Origin of the sequence: Yoonia sp. R2331 (genome assembly GCF_041103235.1) — a bacterium.
GTDB lineage: Bacteria > Pseudomonadota > Alphaproteobacteria > Rhodobacterales > Rhodobacteraceae > CANMYO01.
Genome location: NZ_JBGCUN010000001.1, coordinates 1,416,777 through 1,441,566 on the forward strand (window position 1 = coordinate 1,416,777; position 24,790 = coordinate 1,441,566).

Sequence of the window (24,790 nt, forward strand, 5' to 3'; positions counted from 1 at the left end):
GCCCAGACCATGAAGTTCCTCGACCTTGCCAAAGTCTACATCCGCTCCGGCGGTGGGGGTGCTGGTTGTATCTCATTCCGGCGCGAGAAATTTATCGAGTACGGTGGCCCCAATGGGGGTGACGGCGGCAATGGTGGGTCTGTCTGGGTGGAAGGGGTCGAAAGCCTGAACACGCTGATTGATTTCCGCTACCAGCAGCATTTCTTTGCCAAATCCGGCCAGCACGGCATGGGATCGGGCATGACCGGCAAGACCGGTGATGACATTGTGCTGCGCGTCCCTGTGGGCACAGAGGTTCTGGACGAAGACGAAGAGACCTTGATTGCTGACATTACCGAGGTTGGCCAGCGCGTGTTGCTGGCGAAAGGTGGCAATGGGGGCTGGGGCAACCTGCACTTCAAATCGGCCACCAATCAGGCACCCCGTCGCGCCAATCCGGGGCAAGAGGGTGTTGAACGGACGATCTGGCTGCGGCTAAAGCTGATTGCGGATGTGGGCCTGTTGGGAATGCCGAATGCGGGCAAGTCGACCTTTTTGGCCGCAACTTCCAATGCCCGCCCCAAGATCGCAGATTATCCGTTCACCACGCTGGTCCCGAACCTAGGGGTTGTTGGTGTCGATAACGTCGAATTCGTCGTGGCTGATATCCCTGGTCTGATCGAGGGGGCGTCCGAAGGGCGCGGCCTGGGTGATATGTTTCTGGGCCATGTGGAACGTTGTGCGGTGCTGTTGCACCTGGTCGATGGCACCTCTGGCGATCCGATGCAGGACTACAAAACCATCATCGAAGAGTTGGAAAACTACGGTGGGGCCTTGGCCGACAAGCCGCGTGTGACTGTGCTGAACAAGATTGACGCGCTGGATGCAGAAGAACGCGCGTTTTTGCTGGAAGAGATGCAGGCAGTTGTTGATGGGCCTGTGATGCTGATGTCGGGGGCCACCACCGAGGGCACTGTCGACGTGTTGCGCGCGTTGCGCGGGCACATTGATGATACGCGGGTCAGGGCCAAGCTGGCCGCAAACGAGGCCGAGGAAGAGACGCCGTGGCAGCCCTGAACGACGCAAAGCGCCTTGTGGTCAAGATCGGGTCTGCCTTGCTGGTGGACCGCGACAACGGAGCCTTGCGGGCCGATTGGCTCAAGTCGCTGGCAGCTGACGTGGCCGCGATCCGTGCACGTGGCACAGATGTTATCATCGTATCGTCCGGGTCCATTGCACTGGGGCGCAGCGCATTGGGATTGGGCGCCGACGCGCTGGCATTGGAACAATCGCAAGCGGCGGCGGCCGTGGGGCAGATCCGTCTTGCACGGGCTTACGAAGAAGCATTGGAACCGCACGGCATCACCACCGCGCAAGTGCTTGTCACGCTTGAGGATTCCGAAAATCGTCGCCGTTATTTGAACAGTCGGGCGACCTTGGAAACCTTGCTGGGATTGGGTGTGACACCCATCGTAAATGAAAACGACACGATCGCCACCGATGAAATTCGCTATGGCGACAATGACCGGTTGGCCGCGCAGGTGGCCGTAACTGTTGCGGCAGATCAGCTTGTTCTCTTGTCGGATGTTGATGGGCTTTATACCGCGAATCCGGCCGAGGATGCGCAGGCCGAACGCTTGCCAATGGTGGCGGGGATTACACCGCAGATCATGGCGATGGCCGGCGATGCTGGTTCAGGCTTGTCCAAGGGCGGAATGAAGACGAAAGTCATGGCCGCCCGTGTCGCGACAGAGGCAGGGTGCGCCATGGCAATTACATTAGGATCGCCCCTGAATCCATTGAAAAGGCTTGAAGATGGCGCGAATGCAACGTGGTTTGCGGCGCAAGTCACACCGCAGGCGGCGCGCAAACGCTGGATCGCAGCAATGAAGCCGCGCGGATCGGTGACGGTGGATGCGGGCGCGATTACCGCCTTGCATGACGGACGCAGTTTGCTGCCTGCAGGGGTTCGGGTGGTCGATGGCGCGTTTGAGCGGGGCGATGCTGTGGCGATCCTGGGGCCTGACAATACAACGATTGGACAAGGGCTGACACGGTACACGAGGGACGAGGCTGCGCAGATCGCTGGCAAACGCTCCGCTGACATTACAGATATCCTTGGCTATACCGGGCGAGCGGCGTTGATCCACCGCGACGATATGGTGCTGCAAGACAGGAATGGGCAATGAACGATATGACCCCTGAGTTGATGAACACGATGGGTGCGGCGGCCAAGGCGGCCTCTGCGGCGCTGGCCACGGCAGCACCAGAGCAAAAGACCAAGGCGCTGAACGCCGCAGCGGATGCGGTCTGGGCTGCACGCGCGGATATCATTGCGGCCAATGGCAAGGACATGGACTTTGGTCGCGACAAAGGGCTTTCGCCTGCGATGATGGACCGGTTGATGCTGGACGAGGCGCGGATTACGGGCATTTGCGACGGGCTGCGCGATGTGGCCGGGCAAGAGGATCCGATCGGGGCCGTCACCAAAGAATGGACCCAAGCCACGGGGCTGCACATCAAACGCGTGCGCACGCCGATTGGCGTGATCGGCGTGATCTACGAAAGCCGTCCCAACGTGACGGCAGATGCGGGCGCGCTGTGCCTGAAATCGGGCAATGCCGTCATTTTGCGCGGCGGGTCCGAAAGTTTTCATACCTCAACAGCGATTCATGCTTGTCTGGTGGCGGGACTCAGGGCCGCAGACCTGCCCGAGGCGGCGATCCAGCTGGTCCCGACACGCGACCGAGCCGCTGTAAAGGACATGCTGCAAGCTACTGATTTTATTGACGTTATCGTGCCGCGCGGCGGTAAAGGCCTGGTTGGGCTGGTCCAGCGGGAAGCCCGTGTGCCGGTCTTTGCCCACCTTGAAGGCATTTGCCATATCTACGTGGACGGCTCTGCCGATCTGGAGAAATCACGCGCTGTTGTGCTGAACGCCAAGACGCGCCGGACCGGGATATGTGGGTCGTCGGAATGTCTGCTGATTGATCAGGCGTTCTGGGATGCGCATGGCGATGTGCTGATCCGCGATCTGATCGATGCCGGTGTTGAGGTGCGCGCAGAAGGCGCGGCTGGGGTGGCCGGGACAGTGGCCGCAACCCCTGATGACTTTGGCCATGAATTCCTGGACATGATCATCGCCGCCAAGGTGGTCGACGGGGTGGACGCCGCAGTGGCGCATATCCGGCAATACGGGTCAAACCACACCGACGCGATCATGGCCGAGGATGATGCCGTGGCCGATACGTTTTTCCGCAACCTCGACAGTGCGATCCTGATGCGCAATGCCTCGACCCAGTTTGCTGACGGGGGCGAGTTTGGCATGGGGGCCGAGATCGGGATTGCGACGGGCAAACTGCACGCGCGCGGCCCGGTAGGGGCGACGCAATTGACCAGTTTCAAATACCTCGTGACCGGCGACGGAACAGTGCGCGCCTAAAACGTCACCACGATACGGTCGTTTTGAATATCTGCGGTCAGCTTGCGGTTCGCCTCTTTCAGCGCGTCGGGCATCAATGCGAAATGCACCTGTGCCGGTCCGATGTCATCGCTGGCACGGACAGTGCCCAGATCGTCCCAAAGACTAGGGTCAGCGCTGATCTTGCGACCCGTGGCCTCAATCTTCCAGGCAGTGCCGGTGCTGCTGATGGCGACTTCACCGCCGAAGGGCAGGGCGCTTTCAAAGCACTGCAAAAGCAGAAAGACCAACCGCACCTCTAGCCGGCGAGGGTCGTCAGCGACCTCCCATGCGTAGGTGAACCGGCCACCACGCGCCATTGCCCCAAGAATCGCAGTCACTTCACCCTGGCTGATGAACTGATCCGCCGTTGCCGCACCATAGGCGATGCGAAAGAACCGGATGCGGGCGCTGGCGTTGTCCACGCTGTCGCTGATCAACTGCATTTCGGCGCTTGGGCTGTCGTCGGACATCGCCAAAAGCTCTACCCCATTGCTGATTGCACCGATTGGGCTGATAAGGTCATGACAGATGCGCGATCCGACGAGAGCTGCAAGATCAGGGCGCATCATAATGACCTGCCAAGGGGTGCTGTGATGTCTGATCTGAACGCAATTCTGGAACCCGGCATGCTGGTCACCCACCCCAACAAGCCGGACTGGGGCGTGGGACAGGTGCAGTCAAATATTGGCGGTCGGATCACGGTCAATTTCCGCGAAACAGGTAAAATTGTCATTGATGGATCATTGATCATACTGGTCCCCTATCACGGCAGCAACACAACCTAAGGTAGCAATACCTGCGGGCACGTCAATATGTCCCGCACAATGTTGCCGCGCTTTTGGTTGCCAAATGGTAAATGTGCACCTAAACCGCCCCTGTTCCTTCGGACCCGAACACAAAACGCAATGACCGTTTCCCCCCAATTTGATTTGCAGTTGGCTTGCAGCGATACGGATGTCGTGGCGGCACAATGCCTACGGTATCAGGTCTTTGTGGCAGAGCTGGGCGGAACCCCCGACGGCGTGGATCACGCAGCCGGGCAAGAGACGGATGCGTTTGACGCCCATGCCGACCATTTGCTGTTGCGCGATCTGACGCGCCGCGCTGATGATCAGGTGATTGGGGTATATCGCCTAATGAACCGTGCGCAGGCTGATGCGGCGGGCGGCTTTTCCTCGGCGGCGGAATATGATCTGACACCGCTTTTGGCTGGCGGGCGCAAGTTGCTGGAACTTGGTCGGTCGTGCTTGCATCCCGACTACCGCGGGGGGGTCGCGATGCATCATCTATGGCAGGGGCTTGCGGCACATGTACGTCAGCAGAAGATTGAGATCCTGTTTGGAGTGGCGTCTTTTCATGGCGCGGATGCCAGCCGTCATGCGGCAGCGCTGGCGCATCTGCACCAAAGTTATTTGGCACCGCCAAAGCTGCGCCCTGTCGCAAAGGGGGCAGGCGCTGTTCCACAGGATGATCTGACTTTGGCTGATAAAAACCGCAAGGAAGCTGTAGCCGCGATCCCACCCCTGATCAAAGCGTATCTGCGGTTGGGTGGCATGGTGGGTGATGGCGCTTACCGCGATCAGGCGTTCAACACCACGGATGTTTGCATGGTGGTGGACGTCAATCAGATGCCTGACCGATTGCGGGCGCAGTATGCGGATGGCGCCTTATGACGACCTGGCGGTCCGACGATCACGCGCCGCATTTGGCGCCAACGTGGGGCGGCGTTTTCCGAGCGGTCTTGCGTGCGATCCCGTTGATCGTGTTGGTGAGTGGGGGCCTGATCTTGATGCTTACGCTGCGGTTGATTGAGCGTCCGTTCTTTGGCCTGCGCCGTCCGATCACGCCCCACATCACCCAGTTTGTCTGCCGCAACGGGTTTCGGATATTGGGGATCGGCTTCCAGTTAAAAGGCGTGCCGATGACCGGCCCCGGCGCGGTTGTCGCCAACCATTCCAGCTGGCTTGATATCTTTGCGCTGAATGCGGGAAAACGGATCTACTTTGTCTCCAAGGCCGAGGTGGCGCAATGGCCGCTGATCGGGTGGCTGGCGCGCGCCACTGGCACCGTCTTTATCCGCCGCGAACGCACCGAGGCTGCGTCACAGATTGCTGTATTCCGCGATAGACTGGCCGCCGGGCATCGGCTGCTGTTTTTTCCCGAAGGTACCTCGACCGACGGTTTGCAGGTCTTACCGTTCAAACCGACACTGTTTGCAGCTTTCTTTGAACCCAGCTTGCGCGAAATCATGGCAATTCAGGCGGTGACTGTGAAATACACCGCGCCACCGGATGCAGATCCACGGTTCTACGGCTGGTGGGGGGACATGGAATTTGGGCCGCATCTGTTGTCGACGCTTGCGGCAAGACAGCAAGGACATGTCAGTGTCGTCTACCATACGCCGGTGCAAGTGCGTGACTTTGCAGATCGCAAAGCGCTGGCGCGCCATCTGGAATGTCAGGTGCGGGGTGGATTAACCGCCCATCAGCACGCGGAATTCTGACAGTTTGGCCGCGGCATCGTCGTTTGACCAAACCTCATCCCCAATGCCGAAGAAATCTGTTGTGGTGGAGAGTACCTTGATCAACTCGGGCGTAAGCGCGCCTTCGGCAACGACGGGGATTTCGATCATCTGGCTCCACCAGGCGAACAGCTCAAGCTCGGCCTGCTGCATGCCGCCCAGATCCGTGCTGCCCACGGGTCCAAAAGCCACGTAGTCGGCGGAAAGTTCGCCAGCGGTCATGCCGTCATGGCGCGAATTGCCGCAAAAGGTGCCGACAATTGCATCATCGCCCAGCTCTTTGCGCACAGCCCGGACGGAGCGGGCGCCGTCGGTCAAATGCACACCGTCCAAGCCAAACCGTTCCACCAGCCGAAAATGGCTGTCGATCACAAGCGCCACATCGCGTTGATGCGTGATTTCGCGCAGCGCGTCTGCGGCGCGGCCAATACGGTCTTCATCACGGCTGGAAAGGGCAAGTCGTACACAGGCCACGGGCACTAGATCAAGGCAGGCCGCCAGCCGGTCTGGGTACGTGGAAAGATCAAACTCTGGTGGAGAGATCAGATAGATCTGCGGCAGCTCTGAATCGGACATCGTGTCGGGGCCTTCTTGATAGATTGCCCCCATCTAGCCCGGATTTCTGCGCTTGGCTACTTCGGAGGCAGGCTGCTGGCGTAGGCCAGTGCCATCGTGACAACCTGATGCCGCAAGGCATCATCGGCAAAGGTCGTTTCGGCCACGTCAACCATGCCGCCCATCTTGCGCCCGGTAAACGACAGCGGTGCCACACCGGGAATTTTCAGCGCCTCGGGCTCTGCCGCTTTGCCAACGCGCGCCATGCCGCCGACCTGATGCACACCGCAAACCATATGGCCATTCTTCATAAAGCAAAGGCCACCGAACATCTTGCGTTCAGTGATCCCTGGCTCTTCGGCAAGGTCGCTGCGCAGCACCTCGGCCAATCCCGCATCATAGGCCATTCGCCCCTCCTTGTGTCATGGTGACGGCCAGCGTATCACGCGCGAAATCAACCGGATATCCCTGATGCCTACTGACACACCACAACCTGCCTTTGTGCTGATCCGCCCGCAAATGGGCGAAAATATCGGGGCCGCCGCGCGTGCCATGTGGAACTTTGGTCTGGACCGGATGCGCATTGCTGCCCCGCGCGATGGCTGGCCCAATCAAAGCGCTGTTGCCATGGCGTCTGGCGCGGGGCGGTTGCTGGACGAAGCGCAGTTGCACGGCACGACGGCGGAAGCGGTTGCGGATTGCGATTATGTTTATGCCACGACCGCGCGCCCACGGGAGTTGACCAAGCCCGTCTTCACGCCTCAGGCGGCTTTGTCGGATGCGCGTGACCGCATTGCCGCGGGCCAGAAGGTCGCGGTGATGTTTGGCCCCGAACGCGCGGGCATGGAAAATGATGATATCGCGCGGGCCAATGCGATCATCTCTGTCCCGGTGAACCCGGATTTTCCATCGTTGAACTTGGCGCAGTGTGTGCTGCTGTGTGGTTATGAATGGCAACGCGCGACGGTTGAGACACCCGCGCAGCGCACACAGATGCAGGGCGATTGGGCTACGCAGATCGAAATTGAGAAGCTGGCCGAGAATTATGAGAGCACGCTGGATCGGGCTGGGTTCTTCTTTCCCGAACACAAGGCCGCGAACATGAAGATGAACCTGCGCAACCTGTGGTCGCGCATGTCATTGACGCGCGCGGATGTGCAGATGTTGCACGGGATCATGCGGCAGATGGTGCGGTGGAAAGACAAAGGGTAGGGGCTTTGGGCCGGCGCGCTTGTCTTGGAGCGGGTAACGGGAATCGAACCCGTAACTGAAGCTTGGGAAGCTTTCGTGATACCTTTTCACCATACCCGCACAATCACCGTGAGCCAATCGAACTGCCGAAGGTCACAAGGCAACCAAGGCAGACAATCAGGTCCGTGATTTGGTTCTAGCTACACCCAGCCGAAAGACGTGGCAAGGTGCAACTGGGCGCGATCAGGCCTCTTTCAGAATGGCGGCAAGATGCGCGGCAGAGCCGGTGAGGGCGGCGTAGTCATCCTCGATCACGCTGACCGAGAAGTTGCCCATGAAGCCCGCAAAGCGGCCTTTGTCGCGGAAGGCTTCGCCAAAGCCGAAGGTTTGCAGGTGTGGGGCAAAGGCGCGCGCGACGCCCCCCGCCAGATAGACACCGCCGAAGGGCAATTGCACCAGCGACAGGTTGCCCGCCACCGTGCCCAGGATGCGCGTGAAGATACGCGCAGCCTCGGCGCTACGGGGATCGTCGCCTTGGGCGCAGGCGGCCATGATGTTTGCGGCCGCTGCCTCGCGCGGGTCGTTTTCCTCTTGCCCCAGAAACGCATAAACCCGCTCCAGGCCGCGGCCCGACAGCACATCCTCGATCGCTGGGAAGCCATGCGCGCTGGACACAAATTCGCACAAGCGCAGCTCTTGTGCGGTGCGAATGGGCAAGTTGGCGTGACCGCTTTCCGATGGTGTCACCAGCCGTCCGTGGTCGGTATCAAAGACCGGGGCTGCGTTGAACCCGGTGCCGACGCCAATTACCAGTTTGGCTGCATTTGCATTGGCTTCTACCCCGGTCAGGATCGTGCGAATGTTTTCCGGCGCCAGATGGCCAAGGGCATGGCCCTGGGCCTGAAGATCGTTCAGGATTGCCACGGTCTCGGACCCGGTGGCGCGGGCAAGGGTGGTCTTGTCGATTGTCCAGTCAAGGTTCGTCATTGACGCCCGGCCATCCCGCACAGGGCCTGCCACTGCCACACAGGCCGCGCGCGCATCAACACCCCCTTCATCATCGACATAACGTCGGATCACGCTTTCCAGCCCCGGGAAATCGGTGTTGCGATACCGGCGGATCGTGTCGGTCAGGATGTCGCGTCCTTTGGCAAGGGCAACCCGCGTGTTGGTGCCGCCAATGTCGGCAACAAGGCTAAAGGTGTTGGCAGCGTGTTTTGGCATGAGGCGTGTCCTTAGCGCGCGATGGCGGCTTTGAGGTCGTGATAGGACGCTTTGGGCGTCCGTGTCTGTGTTTCGAAATCGACATGGATCAGGCCGAACCGCTTTTCATAGCCAAAGGCCCATTCGTAATTGTCGAGGAGCGACCAGTAGAAAAAGCCCTGCAAGTTCACCCCAGCGGATACAGCATCATACATCGCTTGCAAGTGGCCTGCGATATAAGCGCTGCGCTGGGGGTCAAAGACCGCGCCGTTTTCAACGTGATCGTCCCATGCCATGCCGTTTTCGGTGATGAAAACGGGCAGGTCGCCAACATAGTCCTTTTTCAGCATCAGCAGGATATCGCGCAGTCCGTCAGGATAGATTTCCCAGCCCATCTGGGTCTTGTCCAGCGTGCCTGTCACTGACGTGACGTGGGGCCATGGCGCGTCCGGATCGGCCTTTATGTTTGTGCGGGTGTAGTAATTGACGCCCAAAAAATCCATAGGCTGGCTGATCTCTGCCATGTCGTCCTGCCAACCTTCGGGCATGTGGGGTTCAAAACCTTCGAGCGCCTCTGAAGGGTAGGTGCCTTGGGTGGCGGCCTGAATGAACCAGCGGTTGTAAATCGCTTCTTGCCGTTTGGTGGCGGCGAGGGTCTCTGCCGTTTCATCTGCGGCCTGCGGGTATTCAAAGTTCAGAACGATGCCGCAATTCTTCATGCCTTTAGCGCGCAGCCGGGTCATGCCGACGCCGTGTGCCTTCATCACGTGATGCATCGCACGGGATGCCGCGCGGATGTCACGCAAGCCCGGTGCGTGGTGGCCCAGAAAATGCGACAGGTAAGCGACGCACCAGGGTTCATTCAGTGTTGCAATCGAGGCCATGCGATCACCGATCCGGTCGGTGATCACATCCACGTAGTCACCAAAACGATGCGCGATATCGGGGTTCGCCCACCCGCCGAGATCGGCAAGCGCTGCAGGCAGATCCCAGTGATAGAGTGTCTGGAAAGGTTTCAGTCCCCGTTCCAGAATAGCGTCGGACAAGCGATCGTAGAAGTCCAATCCCTCGGGGTTCACGGTAACACCATCAGGCATCACGCGCGCCCAACTGGTCGAAAAGCGGTAAGCATCCATGCCCGCATCGACCAGATGATCGAGGTCACTTTCGAAGCGGTGATAATGATCACAGGCCACGGCACCGTCTTCTGCCCGCACCACGTTGTTGGGGCCTGCGGCAAAGGTGTCCCAATGGGTCAGGCCCGCGCCGCCAAAACTATGACCCTCGATCTGATACGCGGCCGTGGCGGCCCCAAAAATGAAATCCTTGGGAAAGTCGGAGCGTTTGAGCATGATATGTCCTTAGCGTGGTGCAGGGCCGGTGGATTGTCCCACCGTCAGTTCAGCCTCGAGCAGCGTTTGCATCGGGTTTTTGTCGGGTTCGGCAATAATCTGCAAGAGCATGGCCGCCAGTTGACGTCCCGCATCCCGAACAGACGACCGGGTGGCGGTGAAAATCGGAACGTCGCCGCCATTGCGGAGATAAGACAGCCGGTCATCGTGAGTTATGATCGACACATCGCGCCCCATCTTCAGGCCCGATTCTTCGACCGCGCGTCGGACGCCTAATGCGATGATCATCGAGGATGTCAGGATTGCGGTGGGCGGGGCGTCTTGTGCCAGCATTTCGCGCGTTGTCAGATAGCCGAAGTCTTCTGTCATCTCGTCTGCATGCATCAGGGTAGGGTCAGCAGTGATGCCTCTGTCGGTCAGTGCGTCAACAAAGCCGCGCCGCCGCCGCATCGCGAAGTCCATTTGTTCATTGCCATTCAAAAGCGCCATGCGCCGATGGCCGAGATCGTAAAGAAAGCCGGTGGCCCGATGAAAGGCCGAGCGATTGTTCACGTCGAGCCATGAATAGGGCAGGGACACACCGCTGGCGCGGCCATGCACAACAAACGGCAGATCAAGATCTTTGAGCAACGGTATCCGGGGATCATCCATTTTCGGGGCGTGGACCACGACCCCATCGACCGCACGACGCGATTTGAGGTTTTGGTAGACCCGGTGTTCATCCTCATCATTGTTTAGGACTGACAGGATCATCTCGTATCCCTGGCGGGCGTATTCTTCGCCCGCGCCGGCAATGAAGTCGGCAAAGATCGGGTTGACCATCTCGTGGCTTTTGGTCGTCGGTATCACGTGACCTATGGCCAGCGCCTTGCCAGTGGCCAGCCCCTTCGCGCGGGTACTGGGGGCGTAGTGAAATTGCTCTGCAGCCGCCATCACACGCTGCCGCGTGCTTTCCGAAACCTCAGGGTAGCCGTTCAACGCGCGGCTTACGGTCGTTTGGCTCAGGCCCAGTTGCGATGATAGCTCTTTCAAGTTCATGGTGGGCAAAGTCACCCAAAGCGCTGTGAATCTCAAGTGCCAAAATCGATTTAGGTGTCATATTTTGCTGCAATGCGAGACTTTGGCTTGGTTTTTGAGTGCTGAATAGATCATAGCGCAATCGCTTTATTCGGTTGACTTGTGCGATCAGATGCATGACGTTGGCATCACCTCAAAGCGCTTTGGATTGATTCCATCGCGTGAAGGAACGTTACGTGGCGCGGCGAACGCGCGAATGGGAGGATACTTATGAAAACGAAACTTTATGCAGGTGTTGCTGCGGCTGCTTTGCTGGCGGGTCCGGCAATGGCTGATGGCCATCTTGTATTCACACCCGGTGAGGGCGTGTTCAGCTGGGACAGCTATGAAGCCTACGCAGCCAATGCCCCCGACCTGAGCGGTCAGTCTGTCACCGTGTTTGGCCCTTGGCTGAGCCCGGAGGACGAAATCTTTTCCAGCGTTCTGGCATACTTCGAAGAAGCAACCGGCGCAGACGTGACCTACACGGGGTCCGACGGTTTTGAGCAGCAGATCGTGATTGACGCCGAAGCAGGCAGCCCGCCCAACATCGCTGTATTCCCGCAGCCGGGTCTGGCGTCTGACATGGCGTCGCAAGGCCTGCTGGCCCCATTGGGTGGCGACATGGCCGCATGGGTTGGCGACAACTATGCTGCTGGTCAGTCCTGGGTTGACCTGGGCACTTATGGCGACGCCGAAGGCAATGATCAGTTCTATGGCTTCTTCTACAACGTCAACGTGAAGTCGCTGGTGTGGTACGTGCCTGAGAACTTCGAAGACGCGGGCTATGAGTTGCCTGAGTCGATGGAAGACCTGATCGCGCTGAGCGAAGAGATGATCGCAAACGGTGACACACCGTGGTGTATCGGTCTGGGATCCGGTCCGGCCACGGGTTGGCCCGCAACTGACTGGGTCGAAGACATCATGCTGCGCACACAGTCGCCAGAAGACTATGACGCCTGGGTCGCAAACGAGCTGAAGTTCAACGACCCCAAGGTTGTGAACGCCATCGAAACCTTCGGCATGTTCGCGAAGAACGATGACATGGTGTCGGGTGGAGCTGCAGCAGTTGGGACAACCGACTTCCGCGACAGCCCCGCTGGTCTGTTCTCGTCGCCGCCTCAGTGCTTCATGCATAAGCAGGCGTCGTTCATTCCGGCCTTCATGCCAGAAGGTGTTGAAATCGGTGTTGATGCCGACTTCTTCTACTTCCCGGCCTTCGCGAGCGAAGACCTTGGCAACCCGGTTCTGGGTGGCGGCACGCTGATGGCTGTGACTAACGAGTCCGAAGCGACAATGGAGCTGATGGAATTCTTCCAGCTTCCGCTGGCCCACGAAGTCATGATGGCGCAGACCGGTTTCTTGACGCCGCACACCGGTGTGAACCTGGACGCCTATGCGGACGCAACGCTGCGTGGTCAGGGTGAAATCCTGCAGAACGCAACAACATTCCGCTTTGACGGCTCCGACCTGATGCCGGGCGCTGTTGGCGCCGGCACATTCTGGACCGGTATGGTCGACTATGTCGGCGGTGCGTCGGCGCAGGATGTGGCAGATGCCATTCAGAACAGCTGGGATGGCCTGAAGTAATTCAGCCAACTTCCGGACGGCGCAGGTTGATCTGCGCCGTCCAATCTGACCTCATAGAGGTCAACGCGACCAACAAATCTGGGGGGAGATGGATATGCATCCTGCATTGCTGGGACTCGTGACCGTTGCCATTGGTGTCGGCGGGTGTATCGGATACTTTTACGGCGCAAACGTCTTTCTCGATAAGGTGTTGTTTCCGGCCAAGGGGCCGAATGCCGGGCGCAATATCAACCGCGCCAACCAAATCCGGCCTTGGCTCTTCCTCTTTCCTGCGATTTTCGCGCTTGGGCTTTATCTTGCCTATCCGGTCTTCGCCACGCTGCGGCTCAGCTTTCTAGAGCGGCTGCCAGGCAACCAATATGCCTTTGTCGGCTTTGACAACTACACGCGCATGTTCGGAGAGCCAAAGTTCCGCGAGGCGATGCTGAACAACATTCTTTGGCTGATCGTGGTGCCTGCCGCCTCAACCGCGTTTGGGTTGCTGGTTGCACAGCTGACGGACCGTCTGCGCTGGGGCAGCATTGCCAAGTCGATCATCTTCATGCCGATGGCGATCAGCCTTGTGGGTGCATCGGTAATCTTCAAGCTGGTCTACGAGGCGCGCCCCGAAGACGTGGCCCAGATCGGTGTGCTGAACCACCTCTACCTCAATTATTTCGGCGGAACTGAGCCACAGCAATGGCTGACAATTCCGCTTTGGAACAACTTTTTCCTGATGGTGGTGCTGATCTGGATCCAGACCGGTTTTGCCATGGTGATCTTGTCGGCCGCGCTGCGCGGCATCCCCGAAGAAACGGTTGAAGCCGCCATTGTAGACGGAGCGAACCCGTTCCAGATTTTCTTCAAGATCAAGATTCCGCAGATCATGTCGACCATTGTTGTGGTCTGGACCACGATCACGATTGCCACGCTCAAGGTCTTTGACATCGTGTTCGCGATGACCAACGGCCAGTGGGAAACGCAGGTGCTGGCCAACTACATGTATGACAAGCTGTTCCGCGCCAATGACTGGGGCATGGGGTCGGCAGCAGCGATGATCATCATGCTGATGGTCACCCCGATCCTGTACTGGAACGTTCAGAACGCCCGCAAGGAGATGCGCTGATGGAAAATATGGCTGGCAATAAACCCGCTGTCGTCTGGGCATTGAACATTTCAGTGATCCTGCTGGTGTTCCTGTGGATCTTCCCGACGCTCGGCCTGTTTGTCTCGTCTTTCCGGACAGGTGATCAGATCACCTCTTCCGGTTGGTGGGCATCTCTGTTCCCCGCGGAGCAGACCCTGCAAATCCGGGCGCTTGATCCCGATGACGCGCGGGTCGATGCAGGCAATGGTGTCTTTGTGGTCGAGGGCAACGTGTTTGCCGAAGGCCTTGGCGATCCGCTGCCTATCGACAGCTGGGGCACGTCTTCGCGAGCGCTGGATGCCTATCAGGCCGGTGACACGGCTGATCTGGGTGACGGCGAGGTTCTGACGCTGAATGATGACGGGTCCTATGTCTGGCAAGGCAACGATGAACAGATCAGCGGGCGCGCCCAGCGGATGTTTATCACGGCGACTGTTCCGCCGAATTTCACTTTGGACAATTACGGATTTGTGCTGTTCAACCCGGAAAATGCCGAGGGCATGGCAAAAGCGTTTTTCAATACGCTGACGGTGGTGATCCCGGCAACAATCATTCCGATCCTGATTGCGGCCTTTGCCGCCTATGCGCTGGCGTGGATGGATTTTCCGGGGCGCGCCTTGTTGATTGCGGCGGTCGTAGGCCTTTTGGTCGTGCCACTGCAATTGGCGCTGATCCCGCTGTTGTCGCTGCACAATGCTGTCGGCATTGGTAAGGGCTATTTGGGCGTTTGGCTGGCGCATACCGGTTTCGGGTTACCCTTGGCCATCTATTTGTTACGCAACTACATGGTCGGGCTGCCGCGGGATATTATCGAAAACGCCAAGGTCGACGGGGCGACAGATTTCCAGATCTTCACCAAGATTATCCTTCCGCTGTCGTTCCCGGCCTTGGCGTCCTTTGCAATCTTCCAGTTCCTGTGGACGTGGAACGACCTGCTGGTGGCGCTTGTGTTCCTGATCGACAGCTCTGGTCAGACCACGGTGATGACAAAACAGCTGGTCGAGCTTTTGGGCACTCGCGGTGGTGACTGGGAAATCCTTGCCACATCGGCCTTCGTGTCTATCGCGGTTCCGCTGGCTGTCTTCTTCACCATGCAACGATACCTTGTCCGCGGCCTGTTGGCCGGGTCGGTGAAATAGGGAAAGACTATGAACGTGCAATCCGGCACAGCTTTGACCATCGACAACACAGCGAACCCCGACTGGTGGCGGGGCGCGGTGATCTACCAGATCTATCCGCGCAGCTTTCAGGACAGCAATGGCGACGGGATCGGTGATCTTGGCGGCATTGTGCAGCGGTTGCCCTATATCGCCAGCCTTGGGGTCGATGCGATCTGGATCAGCCCGTTCTTCACTTCGCCGATGAAGGACTTTGGATACGATGTCAGCGACTATTGCGACGTCGATCCAATGTTCGGCAATCTGGCGGACTTTGATGCGGTGGTGGAAACTGCGCATGCCCTGGGTGTGCGGGTGATGATTGATCTGGTGCTTAGCCACACCTCGGACAAGCATCCTTGGTTTGCCGAAAGCCGTCAGGACAAGACCAATGCCAAGGCCGATTGGTACGTCTGGGCCGATCCCAAGCCAGATGGCAGCCCGCCCAACAACTGGCTGTCGATCTTTGGCGGACCGGCCTGGCAGTGGAATGGCGAGCGCCAGCAGTATTTCCTGCATAACTTTCTGGCCAGCCAGCCTGATCTGAATTTCCACTGTGATGCAGTACAGGACGCGCTGCTGAATGTGGCGCGGTTCTGGTTGAACCGGGGGGTTGATGGATTCCGGCTGGATACGATCAACTTCTACGTCCACGATGCGCAATTGCGTGACAACCCGCCGCTGGCGCCAGAGCGCCGCAATGCGACCATTGCGCCGCAGGTGAATCCCTACAACCATCAGGAACACCTCTACGACAAGAACCAGCCCGAGAACCTGAACTTTCTGCGCAAGCTGCGCGCGGTGTTGGAACCTTTCGGCGCGGCAGCCGTAGGTGAGGTGGGTGATGCCCAGCGCGGGCTTGAGATCATGGGCGAGTATACGGCTGGCGATGATCTGATGCACATGTGCTATGCATTTGAGTTTCTGGCCAACGACGCCCCCAATGCCGCACAGATCGTTGAAGTGATGGACCGGGTTGACCGGGTTGCGGCAGACGGTTGGCCGTGCTGGGCCTATTCCAACCATGACACCAAGCGGCATGCGACCCGCTGGGGGTTTGACCACGCAGGTTTGCGGCTGATGACTACGCTGATGATGTGCTGGCGCGGTTCGGCCTGTATCTACCAAGGGGAAGAGCTGGGACTGGCAGAGGCGGACGTGGCCTTTGAAGATCTGCAAGACCCCTACGGGATCGAGTTTTGGCCGAAATTCAAGGGCCGCGACGGTTGCCGCACGCCGATGGTCTGGGAACAAAGCAATCTGAACGGTGGATTCTCGCAAGCCGCCCGGACTTGGCTGCCGGTGTCGTCCGAGCATCTGCACCTGTCGGCGGCCGCACAAGAGGATGACCCAGGTGCGCTGCTGCATCACTACCGCAAGGCCATTGCTTTTCGCCGCGCCCATCCGGCGCTGCAGTCAGGCGATCAGAACGGGATCAAGGCAAAGGGTGATGTGGTCTATTTCACCCGCAAGACCGACGCGCAGACCATATTCTGCGCATTCAACATCAGCGACAGCCCCAGCGACTTTGCGTTGCCACAGGGCGACTGGCATCCGGTGGGCGAGGAATTGGGCAGCGCCCATGTCTCGGCTGACGGGAAATTACACTTAGGACCGTGGCAGGTATGCCTTGCGGTCAAACGCGCCTAAGCGCGACGCATTAACGGGAGGGACCGATGGCCGATCTTAAACTGACAGATGTTGCCAAGACCTATGGCGGAACGGTTGATGTGCTAAAGAACATCAATCTGGATATCAAACAGGGCGAATTGATCGTCTTTGTCGGCCCTTCGGGTTGCGGCAAGTCCACGCTGTTGCGGATGATCGCGGGGCTGGAAAAGATCACCGGCGGTGAACTGCAAATCGACGGCACCGTCGTGAATGATGTGCCACCCGCACAGCGCGGCATTGCGATGGTGTTCCAGTCTTACGCGCTTTATCCGCATATGACGGTGCGCGACAATATGTCGTTCGCGCTGAAACTGGCGAAAAAGTCGCAGGCTGAGATCGACGAGGCGGTGAACCGTGCGGCAACAATTCTGCAGTTGGACGAATACCTCGACCGCCTGCCCAAAGCGTTGTCCGGTGGTCAGCGCCAGCGTGTGGCGATTGGCCGTTCGATCGTCCGCGATCCCAAGGTCTATCTGTTTGACGAACCGCTTTCGAACCTCGATGCGGCCTTGCGCGTCGCGACCCGGATTGAGATTGCGCAGCTTAAGGAATCGATGCCTGAAAGCACGATGATCTACGTGACCCACGACCAGGTCGAAGCGATGACACTTGCCAGCCGGATCGTTGTACTGGCCAACAAAGGCATCGCACAGGTCGGCACACCACTCGAGCTTTATGAACGTCCCGAGAATGAGTTTGTGGCGCAATTCATCGGCTCACCCGCGATGAACCTGTTGGCGGGCGAAGTGGTCGGCACAGGCGCACAGACAACCGTCAAGCTGGATGGTGGCGGCACCGTTGCCTCTGCCGTGCCAACACAGGACGCAGACAAGGGGATGCGGGTCAACATTGGCATCCGGCCGGAAGATATGCTGGAAACCAGCGGCGACGACTACGCTTTTGAAGGCAAGGTCAACATCACCGAAGCTTTGGGTGAAGTGACGTTGCTGTACTTCGACAAGGTTGGCGAAAACGACGCAGTGATCGGTAAGTTACCGGGTATCCATGCTGATCTGCGTGGCAAATCAGTGCGGATGGCGGCGGCACCGGAGAAGGTTCAGATATTCCACAATGGGCAATCGCTATACTACCGGTAACGCTGAAAACTGTTTCGGGGGGCGAACCCTCTTTGAACAAAAAAGCGTCGGGCCTTTGTTGCACGAGATGATGAAGTGCCCGTCGCTGGCAAACACCTGCCCTACCGCCACGGACCACCTTCGCAATCAGGGTGCAACTAATTTGTCGGTCTAGTTGGCGGTGCAGAGTCGCATGAACAGCCATTTGCCGCAGGGTTGGAATACAGCCAGTTTTGTCAATTCTGGCTAGTCACATGCGTCACCGGCCAGTTGCTGCAATACCGCGCCGGTGTCGTCGTCGGCGGGAAAGAACAATTCGATCCGCAAGTCCGAAAGGGTTTCATCTGCCGCGGTGCTGAACTGCGCGATTGTGCCGAACAGGCTCAGGCGCTGATCGCCCATGCGAAAAATCGTCGGGATCGTCGGGCCAGATATGGTGATCCCAGGGTCCGCGTCTTGGGCAAGCCTATCTGCCGCCGCATCCAATACTGCGATTCCACCAGCGGCAGCACTTTCAGCGCGCAATCGCACGGCGCTGTGATAGGCCACTTCCGGCCAGTTCTCGACCACTCGCGGCATCAACGGGCTGGTCGTCAACTCCAGCAGGCTGCCGCCTTCGGTCAGGTCGAAAGGGGCAAAGAGCAGCCGCGCGGGCGCATTCATCATTTGCACATTCCAGAGCTGATCCAGCGCAAGCGCAGGGTAGGGGGCGTGCCGGTCCAGCATCCATCGCACAGCTTGGGTGACCGGTGCCATTTCCGCGGCATCCAGCGGAGTGGCGGCATAGCGGGGCGCAAATCCTGCGGCCGTCAGCAAACGGTTCTGTGCATCAAGGGGCAGTTGCAGCACCTCGCCCAAGCGCTGAATCATACCAACGCTGGGCCGGGACCGACCGGTTTCCAGAAACGACAAGTGCCGGGCAGAGACGTCTGCCGCCATCGCGAGGTCAAGTTGGCTGTAGCGGCGGGTCTTGCGCCAATCGCGCAGAAGGGCGGAAAAAGTGTTCATCCGCGCAGAATAACAGCCCGACGCGGGATTGCACTTACCTGCAAGGTAATTGTTTTGATGATCCGGCCCATGTCATGCCTGTCGCGATACATCACAGGAGAAAGAAGATGACGGGACTTCAAATCGGAATGCGGCGCAATGGATTGATTGTGGCCGTGATAGGGGTGCTTTTCGGGTTGTCCGTACTGGCACCGTTGCATGCCGTGGCACACATATTCCTGCAACTGGCATATTGGCCGATGGCAAGTGTCCCGGCAGGGCAGGTGGTGCCGGTCGGGGTTCTGCTTGCAATCTCTGGTGGCTTGACGGTGGGTATCGGCATGTCGATTTGGGCCGTTGGCACCTATGTCGCAGGCGAGGCACCCGTGGCCGCCGCCAAAGTGGTCAAGATCACCGCCTGGAGCTGGTTTGCCGTCGACAGCACCTGTTCCATTTTGGCCGGTGCTCCGTTCAACGCAGTGCTGAACCTCTCATTCCTGGCGCTGATGCTGGCATCGGTGCGCAATGCCGGGTCAGCCGTGGCCAACCCGGCCTGAAGTCTTAGGCGCGGCGGCGGCGTCCGGTGCGGGCGCGGCCTTCGCCCTCTTTCACGGGCGCGCGATTGAACTTAATCCATTCGCCCCCCGACGGGTCATTGTCGGTCAGGAAGTTGGCGGCGCGAATGGCTTCCATTTCCTTACCGGCGCGCGGCTTGGTAGAGCCCATGCCGAACATCTGCACAAACGCCTCATCATCCATCCCTTCGGGCAAGATGATGCCAGCGGCTTCCACTTCGGCCTTTTTCTCGGCCAGTTTCTTGGGGCCGACGGGCAGGGCGACGGGGTTCATGATTGCAGACGTCATGCCCGCGGTCATGGCCATCGGCAGGAAAGCGTTATTGATGCCGTGGCGGTTGGGCAGCCCGAACGAGATATTCGATGCGCCACAGGTCGTGTTCACGCCCAGCTCTTCGCGCAAGCGACGCACAAGCGTGAAGACCTGCAGACCAGCAGTGCCCATCGCACCAATCGGCATGACCAGTGGGTCAACGACGATGTCATGGGCGGGGATGCCAAAGTCAGCCGCCCGTTCCACGATCTTTTTGGCGACAGCAAAGCGCACGTCAGGGTCTTCAGAGATACCCGTGTCGTCGTTCGAAATCGCGACAACGGGCACATTGTACTTCTTGACCAGTGGCAGGACCAGTTCCAGCCGCTCTTCTTCGCCGGTGACAGAGTTTAGGAGCGGGCGGCCCTCGGCAGCTTCAAGTCCGTTTTCCAGCGCGCCAGGCACGGAACTGTCAATGCAAAGCGGTGTGTCAACAATGGCCTGCACACGCTTAACCATTTCCATCATCAAGGGTGGCTCGACAAAGTTGTTGTCGGCATAGCGCGGGTCTTCGGCCATCTTGTTTGAAAATACAGCGCCAGAGTTGATGTCGAGCACCGTGGCACCCGCGGCAGTCTGTGCCAATGCATCCGCTTCAACCCGGCTGAAATCGCCGCGCTCAAGCTCTTCGGCCAAGATTTTGCGGCCCGTGGGATTGATCCGCTCGCCAATCACGCAGAATGGCTGATCAAAGCCGATGATGGCGGTTTTTGTTTTGGATTCGACAATCGTGCGGGTCATGCGGGTTCCTTGTTGGGGTTGGCAGGCGTGGTGTTTTCGCCGCCTTGGGCAATGGCCCACTTTGCATTGGTCTTGATGCCGCCCAGCGGGAAGAAGTGGACGTTGGTGATGTTGAAATCTGGGTTTACTGCCTTGTGTGCGGCCAACTCCGTGACGACTTCTGTCGGCTCATAGGGCAGCAGCAGCTTGGTGACGTCCATCGCGCGCTTTTGCAGCACCTTGAGTGAAGGACCGACGCCGCAGGCAATCGCGAATTTGATCAGTGTTTGTAACTTGGCAGGGCCCGCGATGCCGATGTGAATGGGCAGCATGATGCCGTTGGCCTTTAGCTCGTCGGCCCATTTGATGATCGGTTGCGCGTTGAAGGCAAATTGCGTGGCCAGTGCCATCTCGGCGTCAGACGTGTCGTTGAACGCCTGTTTCCAGCGCAACGCATCATTGACGTTGGTCAATGAGCCGTCAGGGTCGATGTCCTTGTTGCCCTCGGGGTGGCCAGCGACGTGTAGGTTTGTGAACCCCGCCTCGCCAAAAAGCCCGGTTTCCAAAAGCTGCATAGAGCTGTGAAAATCGCCATGCGGGTTTGTCACGCCCCCTGCCAGCAGCAGCGCCTGTTTGACGTCCGCCTCGCCCTGATAGCGGGCGATCCAGTCGGCCAGTGTCGCCTTGTCCTTAATGATGCGCGCAGGGAAATGCGGCATGACCGGGTAGCCGTCGGCGTTCAGGCGTTTTGCCGTCGCCACCATGTCATCAATCGGTGTGCCCTCGATATGGGCGATATAGACACGCGTACCTTTCGGCAGAAGTGACTGGAAATCCACGATCTTTTCGGCAGTGCGAGGCATCACCTCGATCGAGTAGTCTTTCAGGAAATCAACGACCTGCGGGTTCACATCGACCGAAGGGGCGGCGTCTTTTTTCTTGAGGAACGGCATAAGTGACACGACAGTCTCCTTCAGGCGCTGGGGGAAGGGCAGGGATTCAGGCCCAGCCATTGTTGGCAATCAGTTGTTTGATCCGGTCCAGATCGTATTCAGCATCAATGCGAGCGACCTCGGCGGCAGCCACATCGGCGTCACCCCCGTCAACCGCATATGGGTCTGCCTTGCGGAACCCTTCAAGGTAAGCGTCGGATTCAGCGGCTCCCGACTTCATCGCGGCCCGGTCAATCGCCTGTTCAAACCGCTCTGGTAGGGGCAGTTTGGTGCCGCGCCGACCTTTGCCGACGATCACCTGCGCGGGCATATCGCGCCAGTAAACTATTGTGACATCTGCCATCGAATCCTCCGACCCCTTGGTTTGCCCCGGTGTAACACCGCGCCCGGCGCCTAAATGCCGATTTTCGACATGCCAGAACCCTTGGGCGACGATGTTGTTATGCCGCGTGCGGTGCGGGGCCGCCAGTGTCCCTTGGCACCATTCGTTTCATAGAGAAATTGAGCTTCATTCATCGCCCGCCGCTCTGGGCGCTTGCGCGGTGGCGGCCAAGCGCCTACGTTAAAGGTAACTCGAAAATGGAGGGCGTGAAGATGGCGCCCAAGCGTCCCTTTGGTGCGGGCGCGTTCCCCAAAGCGGTCGATACCCCCGCGCCACAGCCTCCGGATCCGGCCACGCTTTATGCGGCGCTTGATCTGGGGACAAACAGTTGTCGAATGCTGATTGCCCAGCCGAAGGGCAGTCAGTTTCACGTGCTGGATTCATTCTCAAAATCAGTGCAGCTTGGTCAAGGGTTGGAAAGCACCGGCAAGTTGTCGCGTGCCTCGATGAACCGGACGATTTCGGCGATGCGGATTTGTCGCCAAAAGCTGGATCGCCATGGGGTCACCCGGATGCGGCTGGTCGCAACAGAGGCGTGTCGCAGGGCTAAGAACGGCGATGCTTTTGTTGCGCAGGTCCGGCGCGAGACCGGCATGAAGCTGGAGATCATCAAGCCAGAGGAAGAGGCGCGGCTGGCAGTGATCTCTTGTGCGCCGCTGGTCAGCACCAAGACAGAGCAGTTGCTGGTGGTGGATATCGGCGGTGGATCAACAGAGCTAGTCTGGATTGATCTGGCCCATGTGCCTGCGCGCGAACGGCCTCGTGCCATCATGCGGTTGCATGCCGGGTTCAGGTCTGATCCGGGTCCGTTTGCTGCGGCCAAGGTGGTCGACTGGATTTCGGTGCCGTTAGGCGTGGCAACGCTGCGCGATCAGTTTTCAGACGTCGAGGATGACGCAGCCCGCTTTGCGCTGATGTCGTGGTTCTTTGAGGAAAACCTGAGTGAATTTGCGCCGTCCACCGAACAGCAGGGGCGCGACGGGTTTCAGATTGTCGGCACCAGTGGCACAGTGACCACCGTTGCTGCCAGCCATCTGGGCCTAAAGCGTTATGACCGAACCAAGGTGGATGGGTTGCGCATGACCTCCGACCAGATTGATACGGTGATCCGCAACTATCTGACGCTCGGTCCACAAGGACGGCGGAGCGATCCACGGATTGGCAAGGATCGGCAAGCGCTGATCATGTCGGGGGCGGCCATTTTGCAGGCGCTGATGCGGCTTTGGCCCACGGATCGGCTGTCTGTCGCGGATCGCGGGCTGCGAGAGGGGTTGCTTTATGCACAAATGTCGGCAGATGGGGTGCTGGAAGACGCACCCTACTAACCAGATGCCCTTATGTGCGCATGGGTGGCCGGTGCCGCGTGTGCATATTTTTATTCAAAAGAAAGACCATGAAAAAGTCAGGTAAGAACACTTCGGGACGCGGCCAGCGGGATTTGACGGTCAAGGTCAAATCCGCGCGCGGGCGCACGACATCCTCGACCCGGTGGTTGCAGCGGCAGTTGAACGACCCTTACGTCAAGCGCGCCAAGGCTGAAGGGTACCGTGGGCGCGCTGCGTTCAAGATTTTGGAGCTGGACGAGAAGTACCGGTTTCTGGTCCCCGGCGCGCGGGTAGTCGATCTGGGCTGTGCGCCCGGTGGCTGGTGTCAGGTCGCTGTCCGGCGGGTGAACGCGCTGGGAGAGCGACAGGGCAAGGCCGTGGGCCGGGTGCTGGGGGTCGACCTGCAAGAGGTTGAACCAATTGCAGGGGCGGAAGTGCATCAGTTGGACTTTATGGAAGACGACGCCGACAAGCAGGTGATGGCTTGGCTGGATGGTCCGGCGGATGTTGTGATGTCTGACATGGCGGCCAGTGCGTCAGGCCACAAACAGACAGACCATTTGCGGATCATCGCGCTGTGTGAGGCGGCGGCCTACTTCGCCTTTGATGTGCTGGAAGAGGGCGGTACCTTTGTCGCCAAGGTGCTCGCGGGCGGGGCCGAGGGCGAGTTGCAAAAGCTGCTCAAGACCCGTTTCACCTCTGTCGCCAATGTCAAACCTCCATCATCGCGGTCCGACAGTTCGGAAAAGTTTGTCGTGGCGCGTGGTTTCAAAGGCTAGGCCAGTTGCACCTTGGTGCCAGCATCCAGCAACGCTTGCGCCAACCTTTCTGATGGCAGGCGGTCGGTGACAAAATGATCGACCTCTAACAGTGATCCAATCCGAACTGGCGCCTTGCGCGCAAACTTGCCCGCATCGGCCACGACAATGGATTGACGCGCCGCCGTAAGGATTTGCTGGCTGACGCGCACCTCTTCCGGATCAAAGTCTAGTAGATGCCCGTCCGCAGCAATGGCAGAGGCGCCAATGATCGCGAAATCCACCTGAAACCGCGCAATTGCCAAGGCCGCCAGGTCACCGACCAACCCGCCGTCTGCGCGGCGTAACCGGCCACCGGCCACGATCACCTCGCAACTGGGCGCGTCGGCCAGGATATTGGCCACGTTGAGGTTATTGGTGACCACCATCAGATTCTGGTGGTGTCGCAGCGCGCGAGCTACGGCTTCGGTCGTGGTGCCGATATTGAGGAATAGTGACGCATTGTCGGGGATCAGTGCGGCTGTCGCACGCGCGATACGCAGTTTTGCGGTTCGGTTCACGCCACGCCGGTCATCATAGCCGATGTTGCGCACGCCCGACGGCAAAACGGCCCCGCCGTGCACACGTTCCAGAAAACCAGCGGCGCAAAGACTGCGCAGATCGCGGCGCAGGGTTTGAACGGCGACGCCAAGCTGTTCGGCCAACGTTGTGGCCTGCACCTTGCCTTGGCGGCGCGCGGTTGAGAGAATTGCAGAGTGTCGCTCGGTTGAGTTCATGTGTTCGCTTTAGGTCATAAGCGAATACATAGAAAGCTATTGCGCCGCTTAATCGCAAGAA

At 59.0% G+C, this 24,790-nt stretch carries 26 protein-coding genes and 1 tRNA gene; 15 read left to right on the forward strand and 12 right to left on the reverse strand.

Annotated elements, in window-relative coordinates:
- Positions 1 to 9: 9 nt before the first annotated feature.
- The 3 genes from obgE to AB3Y40_RS07345 are packed head-to-tail and all read left to right on the forward strand — an operon-like array spanning position 10 to position 3,421.
- On the forward strand, positions 10 to 1,056 hold the full coding sequence (gene obgE / locus AB3Y40_RS07335) for a GTPase ObgE (RefSeq protein ID WP_369438140.1): 1,047 nt from the start codon (positions 10 to 12) through the stop codon (positions 1,054 to 1,056).
- Complete coding sequence (gene proB, locus AB3Y40_RS07340; RefSeq protein WP_369438141.1) at positions 1,044 to 2,168, forward strand: glutamate 5-kinase; 1,125 nt, start codon at positions 1,044 to 1,046, stop codon at positions 2,166 to 2,168. The genes obgE and proB overlap by 13 nt, the downstream gene beginning before the upstream one ends.
- Entirely contained in the window at positions 2,165 to 3,421 is a 1,257-nt protein-coding gene (locus AB3Y40_RS07345) for a glutamate-5-semialdehyde dehydrogenase (protein ID WP_369438142.1), read from the forward strand. Before proB ends, AB3Y40_RS07345 begins: the two co-directional genes overlap by 4 nt.
- Here AB3Y40_RS07345 and AB3Y40_RS07350 read toward each other — a convergent pair.
- Entirely contained in the window at positions 3,418 to 4,008 is a 591-nt protein-coding gene (locus tag AB3Y40_RS07350; RefSeq protein ID WP_369438143.1) for a histidine phosphotransferase family protein, read from the reverse strand. The genes AB3Y40_RS07345 and AB3Y40_RS07350 overlap by 4 nt on opposite strands.
- Positions 4,009 to 4,035: 27 nt before the next feature.
- Between AB3Y40_RS07350 and AB3Y40_RS07355 the strand changes: the two genes are divergently transcribed.
- The 3 genes from AB3Y40_RS07355 (at position 4,036) to olsA (ending at position 5,945) form a co-directional block, all read left to right on the forward strand.
- Positions 4,036 to 4,227, forward strand: coding sequence for a DUF3553 domain-containing protein (locus AB3Y40_RS07355; protein ID WP_369438144.1), 192 nt, complete (start codon positions 4,036 to 4,038; stop codon positions 4,225 to 4,227).
- A gap of 120 nt (positions 4,228 to 4,347) precedes the next feature.
- Positions 4,348 to 5,115 carry a GNAT family N-acetyltransferase gene (locus AB3Y40_RS07360; protein WP_369438145.1) on the forward strand — a complete coding sequence of 256 codons (768 nt, stop codon included), beginning with the start codon at positions 4,348 to 4,350 and terminating at the stop codon, positions 5,113 to 5,115.
- Positions 5,112 to 5,945, forward strand: coding sequence for a lyso-ornithine lipid O-acyltransferase (gene olsA, locus AB3Y40_RS07365; protein WP_369438146.1), 834 nt, complete (start codon positions 5,112 to 5,114; stop codon positions 5,943 to 5,945). The genes AB3Y40_RS07360 and olsA overlap by 4 nt, the downstream gene beginning before the upstream one ends.
- Here the strand turns inward: olsA and AB3Y40_RS07370 are convergent.
- Both AB3Y40_RS07370 and AB3Y40_RS07375 read right to left on the reverse strand, forming a co-directional pair.
- On the reverse strand, positions 5,916 to 6,539 hold the full coding sequence (locus AB3Y40_RS07370; protein WP_369438147.1) for a thiamine phosphate synthase: 624 nt from the start codon (positions 6,537 to 6,539) through the stop codon (positions 5,916 to 5,918). The two genes, olsA and AB3Y40_RS07370, sit on opposite strands and share 30 nt — an antisense overlap.
- 56 nt (positions 6,540 to 6,595) lie before the next feature.
- Positions 6,596 to 6,925 carry a TfoX/Sxy family protein gene (locus AB3Y40_RS07375; RefSeq protein ID WP_369438148.1) on the reverse strand — a complete coding sequence of 110 codons (330 nt, stop codon included), beginning with the start codon at positions 6,923 to 6,925 and terminating at the stop codon, positions 6,596 to 6,598.
- A gap of 64 nt (positions 6,926 to 6,989) precedes the next feature.
- Here AB3Y40_RS07375 and AB3Y40_RS07380 point away from each other — a divergent pair, with 64 nt between their 5' ends.
- Positions 6,990 to 7,730 (forward strand): RNA methyltransferase, encoded by a 741-nt coding sequence (locus AB3Y40_RS07380; RefSeq protein WP_369438149.1) that lies wholly within the window; start codon positions 6,990 to 6,992, stop codon positions 7,728 to 7,730.
- A gap of 25 nt (positions 7,731 to 7,755) precedes the next feature.
- Here AB3Y40_RS07380 and AB3Y40_RS07385 read toward each other — a convergent pair.
- From AB3Y40_RS07385 to AB3Y40_RS07400, 4 genes are all read right to left on the reverse strand, one after another.
- Positions 7,756 to 7,829 (reverse strand) — tRNA-Gly (locus AB3Y40_RS07385).
- Between the two features lie 123 nt (positions 7,830 to 7,952).
- Positions 7,953 to 8,933: a glucokinase gene (locus AB3Y40_RS07390; protein WP_369438150.1), complete on the reverse strand. Its 981-nt coding sequence runs from the start codon at positions 8,931 to 8,933 to the stop codon at positions 7,953 to 7,955.
- 11 nt (positions 8,934 to 8,944) lie between these two features.
- A complete protein-coding gene (locus tag AB3Y40_RS07395; RefSeq protein WP_459553989.1) occupies positions 8,945 to 10,267 on the reverse strand; it encodes a GH1 family beta-glucosidase in 1,323 nt (440 codons plus the stop codon).
- Positions 10,268 to 10,273: 6 nt separating this feature from the next.
- Complete coding sequence (locus AB3Y40_RS07400) at positions 10,274 to 11,302, reverse strand: substrate-binding domain-containing protein (RefSeq protein WP_369438152.1); 1,029 nt, start codon at positions 11,300 to 11,302, stop codon at positions 10,274 to 10,276.
- 249 nt (positions 11,303 to 11,551) lie between these two features.
- Between AB3Y40_RS07400 and AB3Y40_RS07405 the strand changes: the two genes are divergently transcribed.
- The 5 genes from AB3Y40_RS07405 (at position 11,552) to AB3Y40_RS07425 (ending at position 17,961) form a co-directional block, all read left to right on the forward strand.
- A complete protein-coding gene (locus AB3Y40_RS07405; RefSeq protein WP_369438153.1) occupies positions 11,552 to 12,910 on the forward strand; it encodes an ABC transporter substrate-binding protein in 1,359 nt (452 codons plus the stop codon).
- A 94-nt stretch (positions 12,911 to 13,004) separates the two neighbouring features.
- Positions 13,005 to 14,015, forward strand: a complete 1,011-nt coding sequence (locus tag AB3Y40_RS07410; protein WP_369438154.1) for a carbohydrate ABC transporter permease — start codon at positions 13,005 to 13,007, stop codon at positions 14,013 to 14,015.
- Positions 14,015 to 15,175 carry a carbohydrate ABC transporter permease gene (locus tag AB3Y40_RS07415; protein WP_369438155.1) on the forward strand — a complete coding sequence of 387 codons (1,161 nt, stop codon included), beginning with the start codon at positions 14,015 to 14,017 and terminating at the stop codon, positions 15,173 to 15,175. The genes AB3Y40_RS07410 and AB3Y40_RS07415 overlap by 1 nt, the downstream gene beginning before the upstream one ends.
- Before the next feature lie 9 nt (positions 15,176 to 15,184).
- The gene (locus AB3Y40_RS07420; protein ID WP_369438156.1) at positions 15,185 to 16,843 is read left to right on the forward strand and encodes an alpha-amylase family glycosyl hydrolase; all 1,659 of its coding nucleotides are present in this window, start codon (positions 15,185 to 15,187) and stop codon (positions 16,841 to 16,843) included.
- A 26-nt stretch (positions 16,844 to 16,869) separates the two neighbouring features.
- Complete coding sequence (locus AB3Y40_RS07425) at positions 16,870 to 17,961, forward strand: ABC transporter ATP-binding protein (protein ID WP_369438157.1); 1,092 nt, start codon at positions 16,870 to 16,872, stop codon at positions 17,959 to 17,961.
- Between the two features lie 225 nt (positions 17,962 to 18,186).
- Here the strand turns inward: AB3Y40_RS07425 and AB3Y40_RS07430 are convergent, their stop codons facing one another.
- A complete protein-coding gene (locus AB3Y40_RS07430) occupies positions 18,187 to 18,948 on the reverse strand; it encodes a helix-turn-helix domain-containing protein (RefSeq protein WP_369438158.1) in 762 nt (253 codons plus the stop codon).
- A 107-nt stretch (positions 18,949 to 19,055) separates the two neighbouring features.
- On the opposite strand from AB3Y40_RS07430, the gene AB3Y40_RS07435 reads away from it, so the two are divergent.
- Positions 19,056 to 19,484 carry a hypothetical protein gene (locus AB3Y40_RS07435; protein WP_369438159.1) on the forward strand — a complete coding sequence of 143 codons (429 nt, stop codon included), beginning with the start codon at positions 19,056 to 19,058 and terminating at the stop codon, positions 19,482 to 19,484.
- Positions 19,485 to 19,488: 4 nt separating this feature from the next.
- Here AB3Y40_RS07435 and AB3Y40_RS07440 read toward each other — a convergent pair whose 3' ends face one another.
- The 3 genes from AB3Y40_RS07440 to AB3Y40_RS07450 are packed head-to-tail and all read right to left on the reverse strand — an operon-like array spanning position 19,489 to position 21,831.
- On the reverse strand, positions 19,489 to 20,556 hold the full coding sequence (locus AB3Y40_RS07440) for a methyltetrahydrofolate cobalamin methyltransferase (RefSeq protein WP_369438160.1): 1,068 nt from the start codon (positions 20,554 to 20,556) through the stop codon (positions 19,489 to 19,491).
- Complete coding sequence (locus AB3Y40_RS07445; protein WP_459553990.1) at positions 20,553 to 21,488, reverse strand: methylenetetrahydrofolate reductase; 936 nt, start codon at positions 21,486 to 21,488, stop codon at positions 20,553 to 20,555. The genes AB3Y40_RS07440 and AB3Y40_RS07445 overlap by 4 nt, the downstream gene beginning before the upstream one ends.
- 46 nt (positions 21,489 to 21,534) lie before the next feature.
- Positions 21,535 to 21,831: a virulence factor gene (locus tag AB3Y40_RS07450; RefSeq protein ID WP_369438162.1), complete on the reverse strand. Its 297-nt coding sequence runs from the start codon at positions 21,829 to 21,831 to the stop codon at positions 21,535 to 21,537.
- A 251-nt stretch (positions 21,832 to 22,082) separates the two neighbouring features.
- Between AB3Y40_RS07450 and AB3Y40_RS07455 the strand changes: the two genes are divergently transcribed.
- Together AB3Y40_RS07455 and AB3Y40_RS07460 are read left to right on the forward strand one after the other, a co-directional pair.
- On the forward strand, positions 22,083 to 23,195 hold the full coding sequence (locus AB3Y40_RS07455; RefSeq protein WP_369438163.1) for a Ppx/GppA phosphatase family protein: 1,113 nt from the start codon (positions 22,083 to 22,085) through the stop codon (positions 23,193 to 23,195).
- A gap of 68 nt (positions 23,196 to 23,263) precedes the next feature.
- The gene (locus AB3Y40_RS07460; RefSeq protein WP_369438164.1) at positions 23,264 to 23,974 is read left to right on the forward strand and encodes an RlmE family RNA methyltransferase; all 711 of its coding nucleotides are present in this window, start codon (positions 23,264 to 23,266) and stop codon (positions 23,972 to 23,974) included.
- Here the strand turns inward: AB3Y40_RS07460 and AB3Y40_RS07465 are convergent.
- Positions 23,971 to 24,729 (reverse strand): DeoR/GlpR family DNA-binding transcription regulator, encoded by a 759-nt coding sequence (locus AB3Y40_RS07465; RefSeq protein ID WP_369438165.1) that lies wholly within the window; start codon positions 24,727 to 24,729, stop codon positions 23,971 to 23,973. The two genes, AB3Y40_RS07460 and AB3Y40_RS07465, sit on opposite strands and share 4 nt — an antisense overlap.
- Between the last annotated feature and the right edge of the window lie 61 nt (positions 24,730 to 24,790).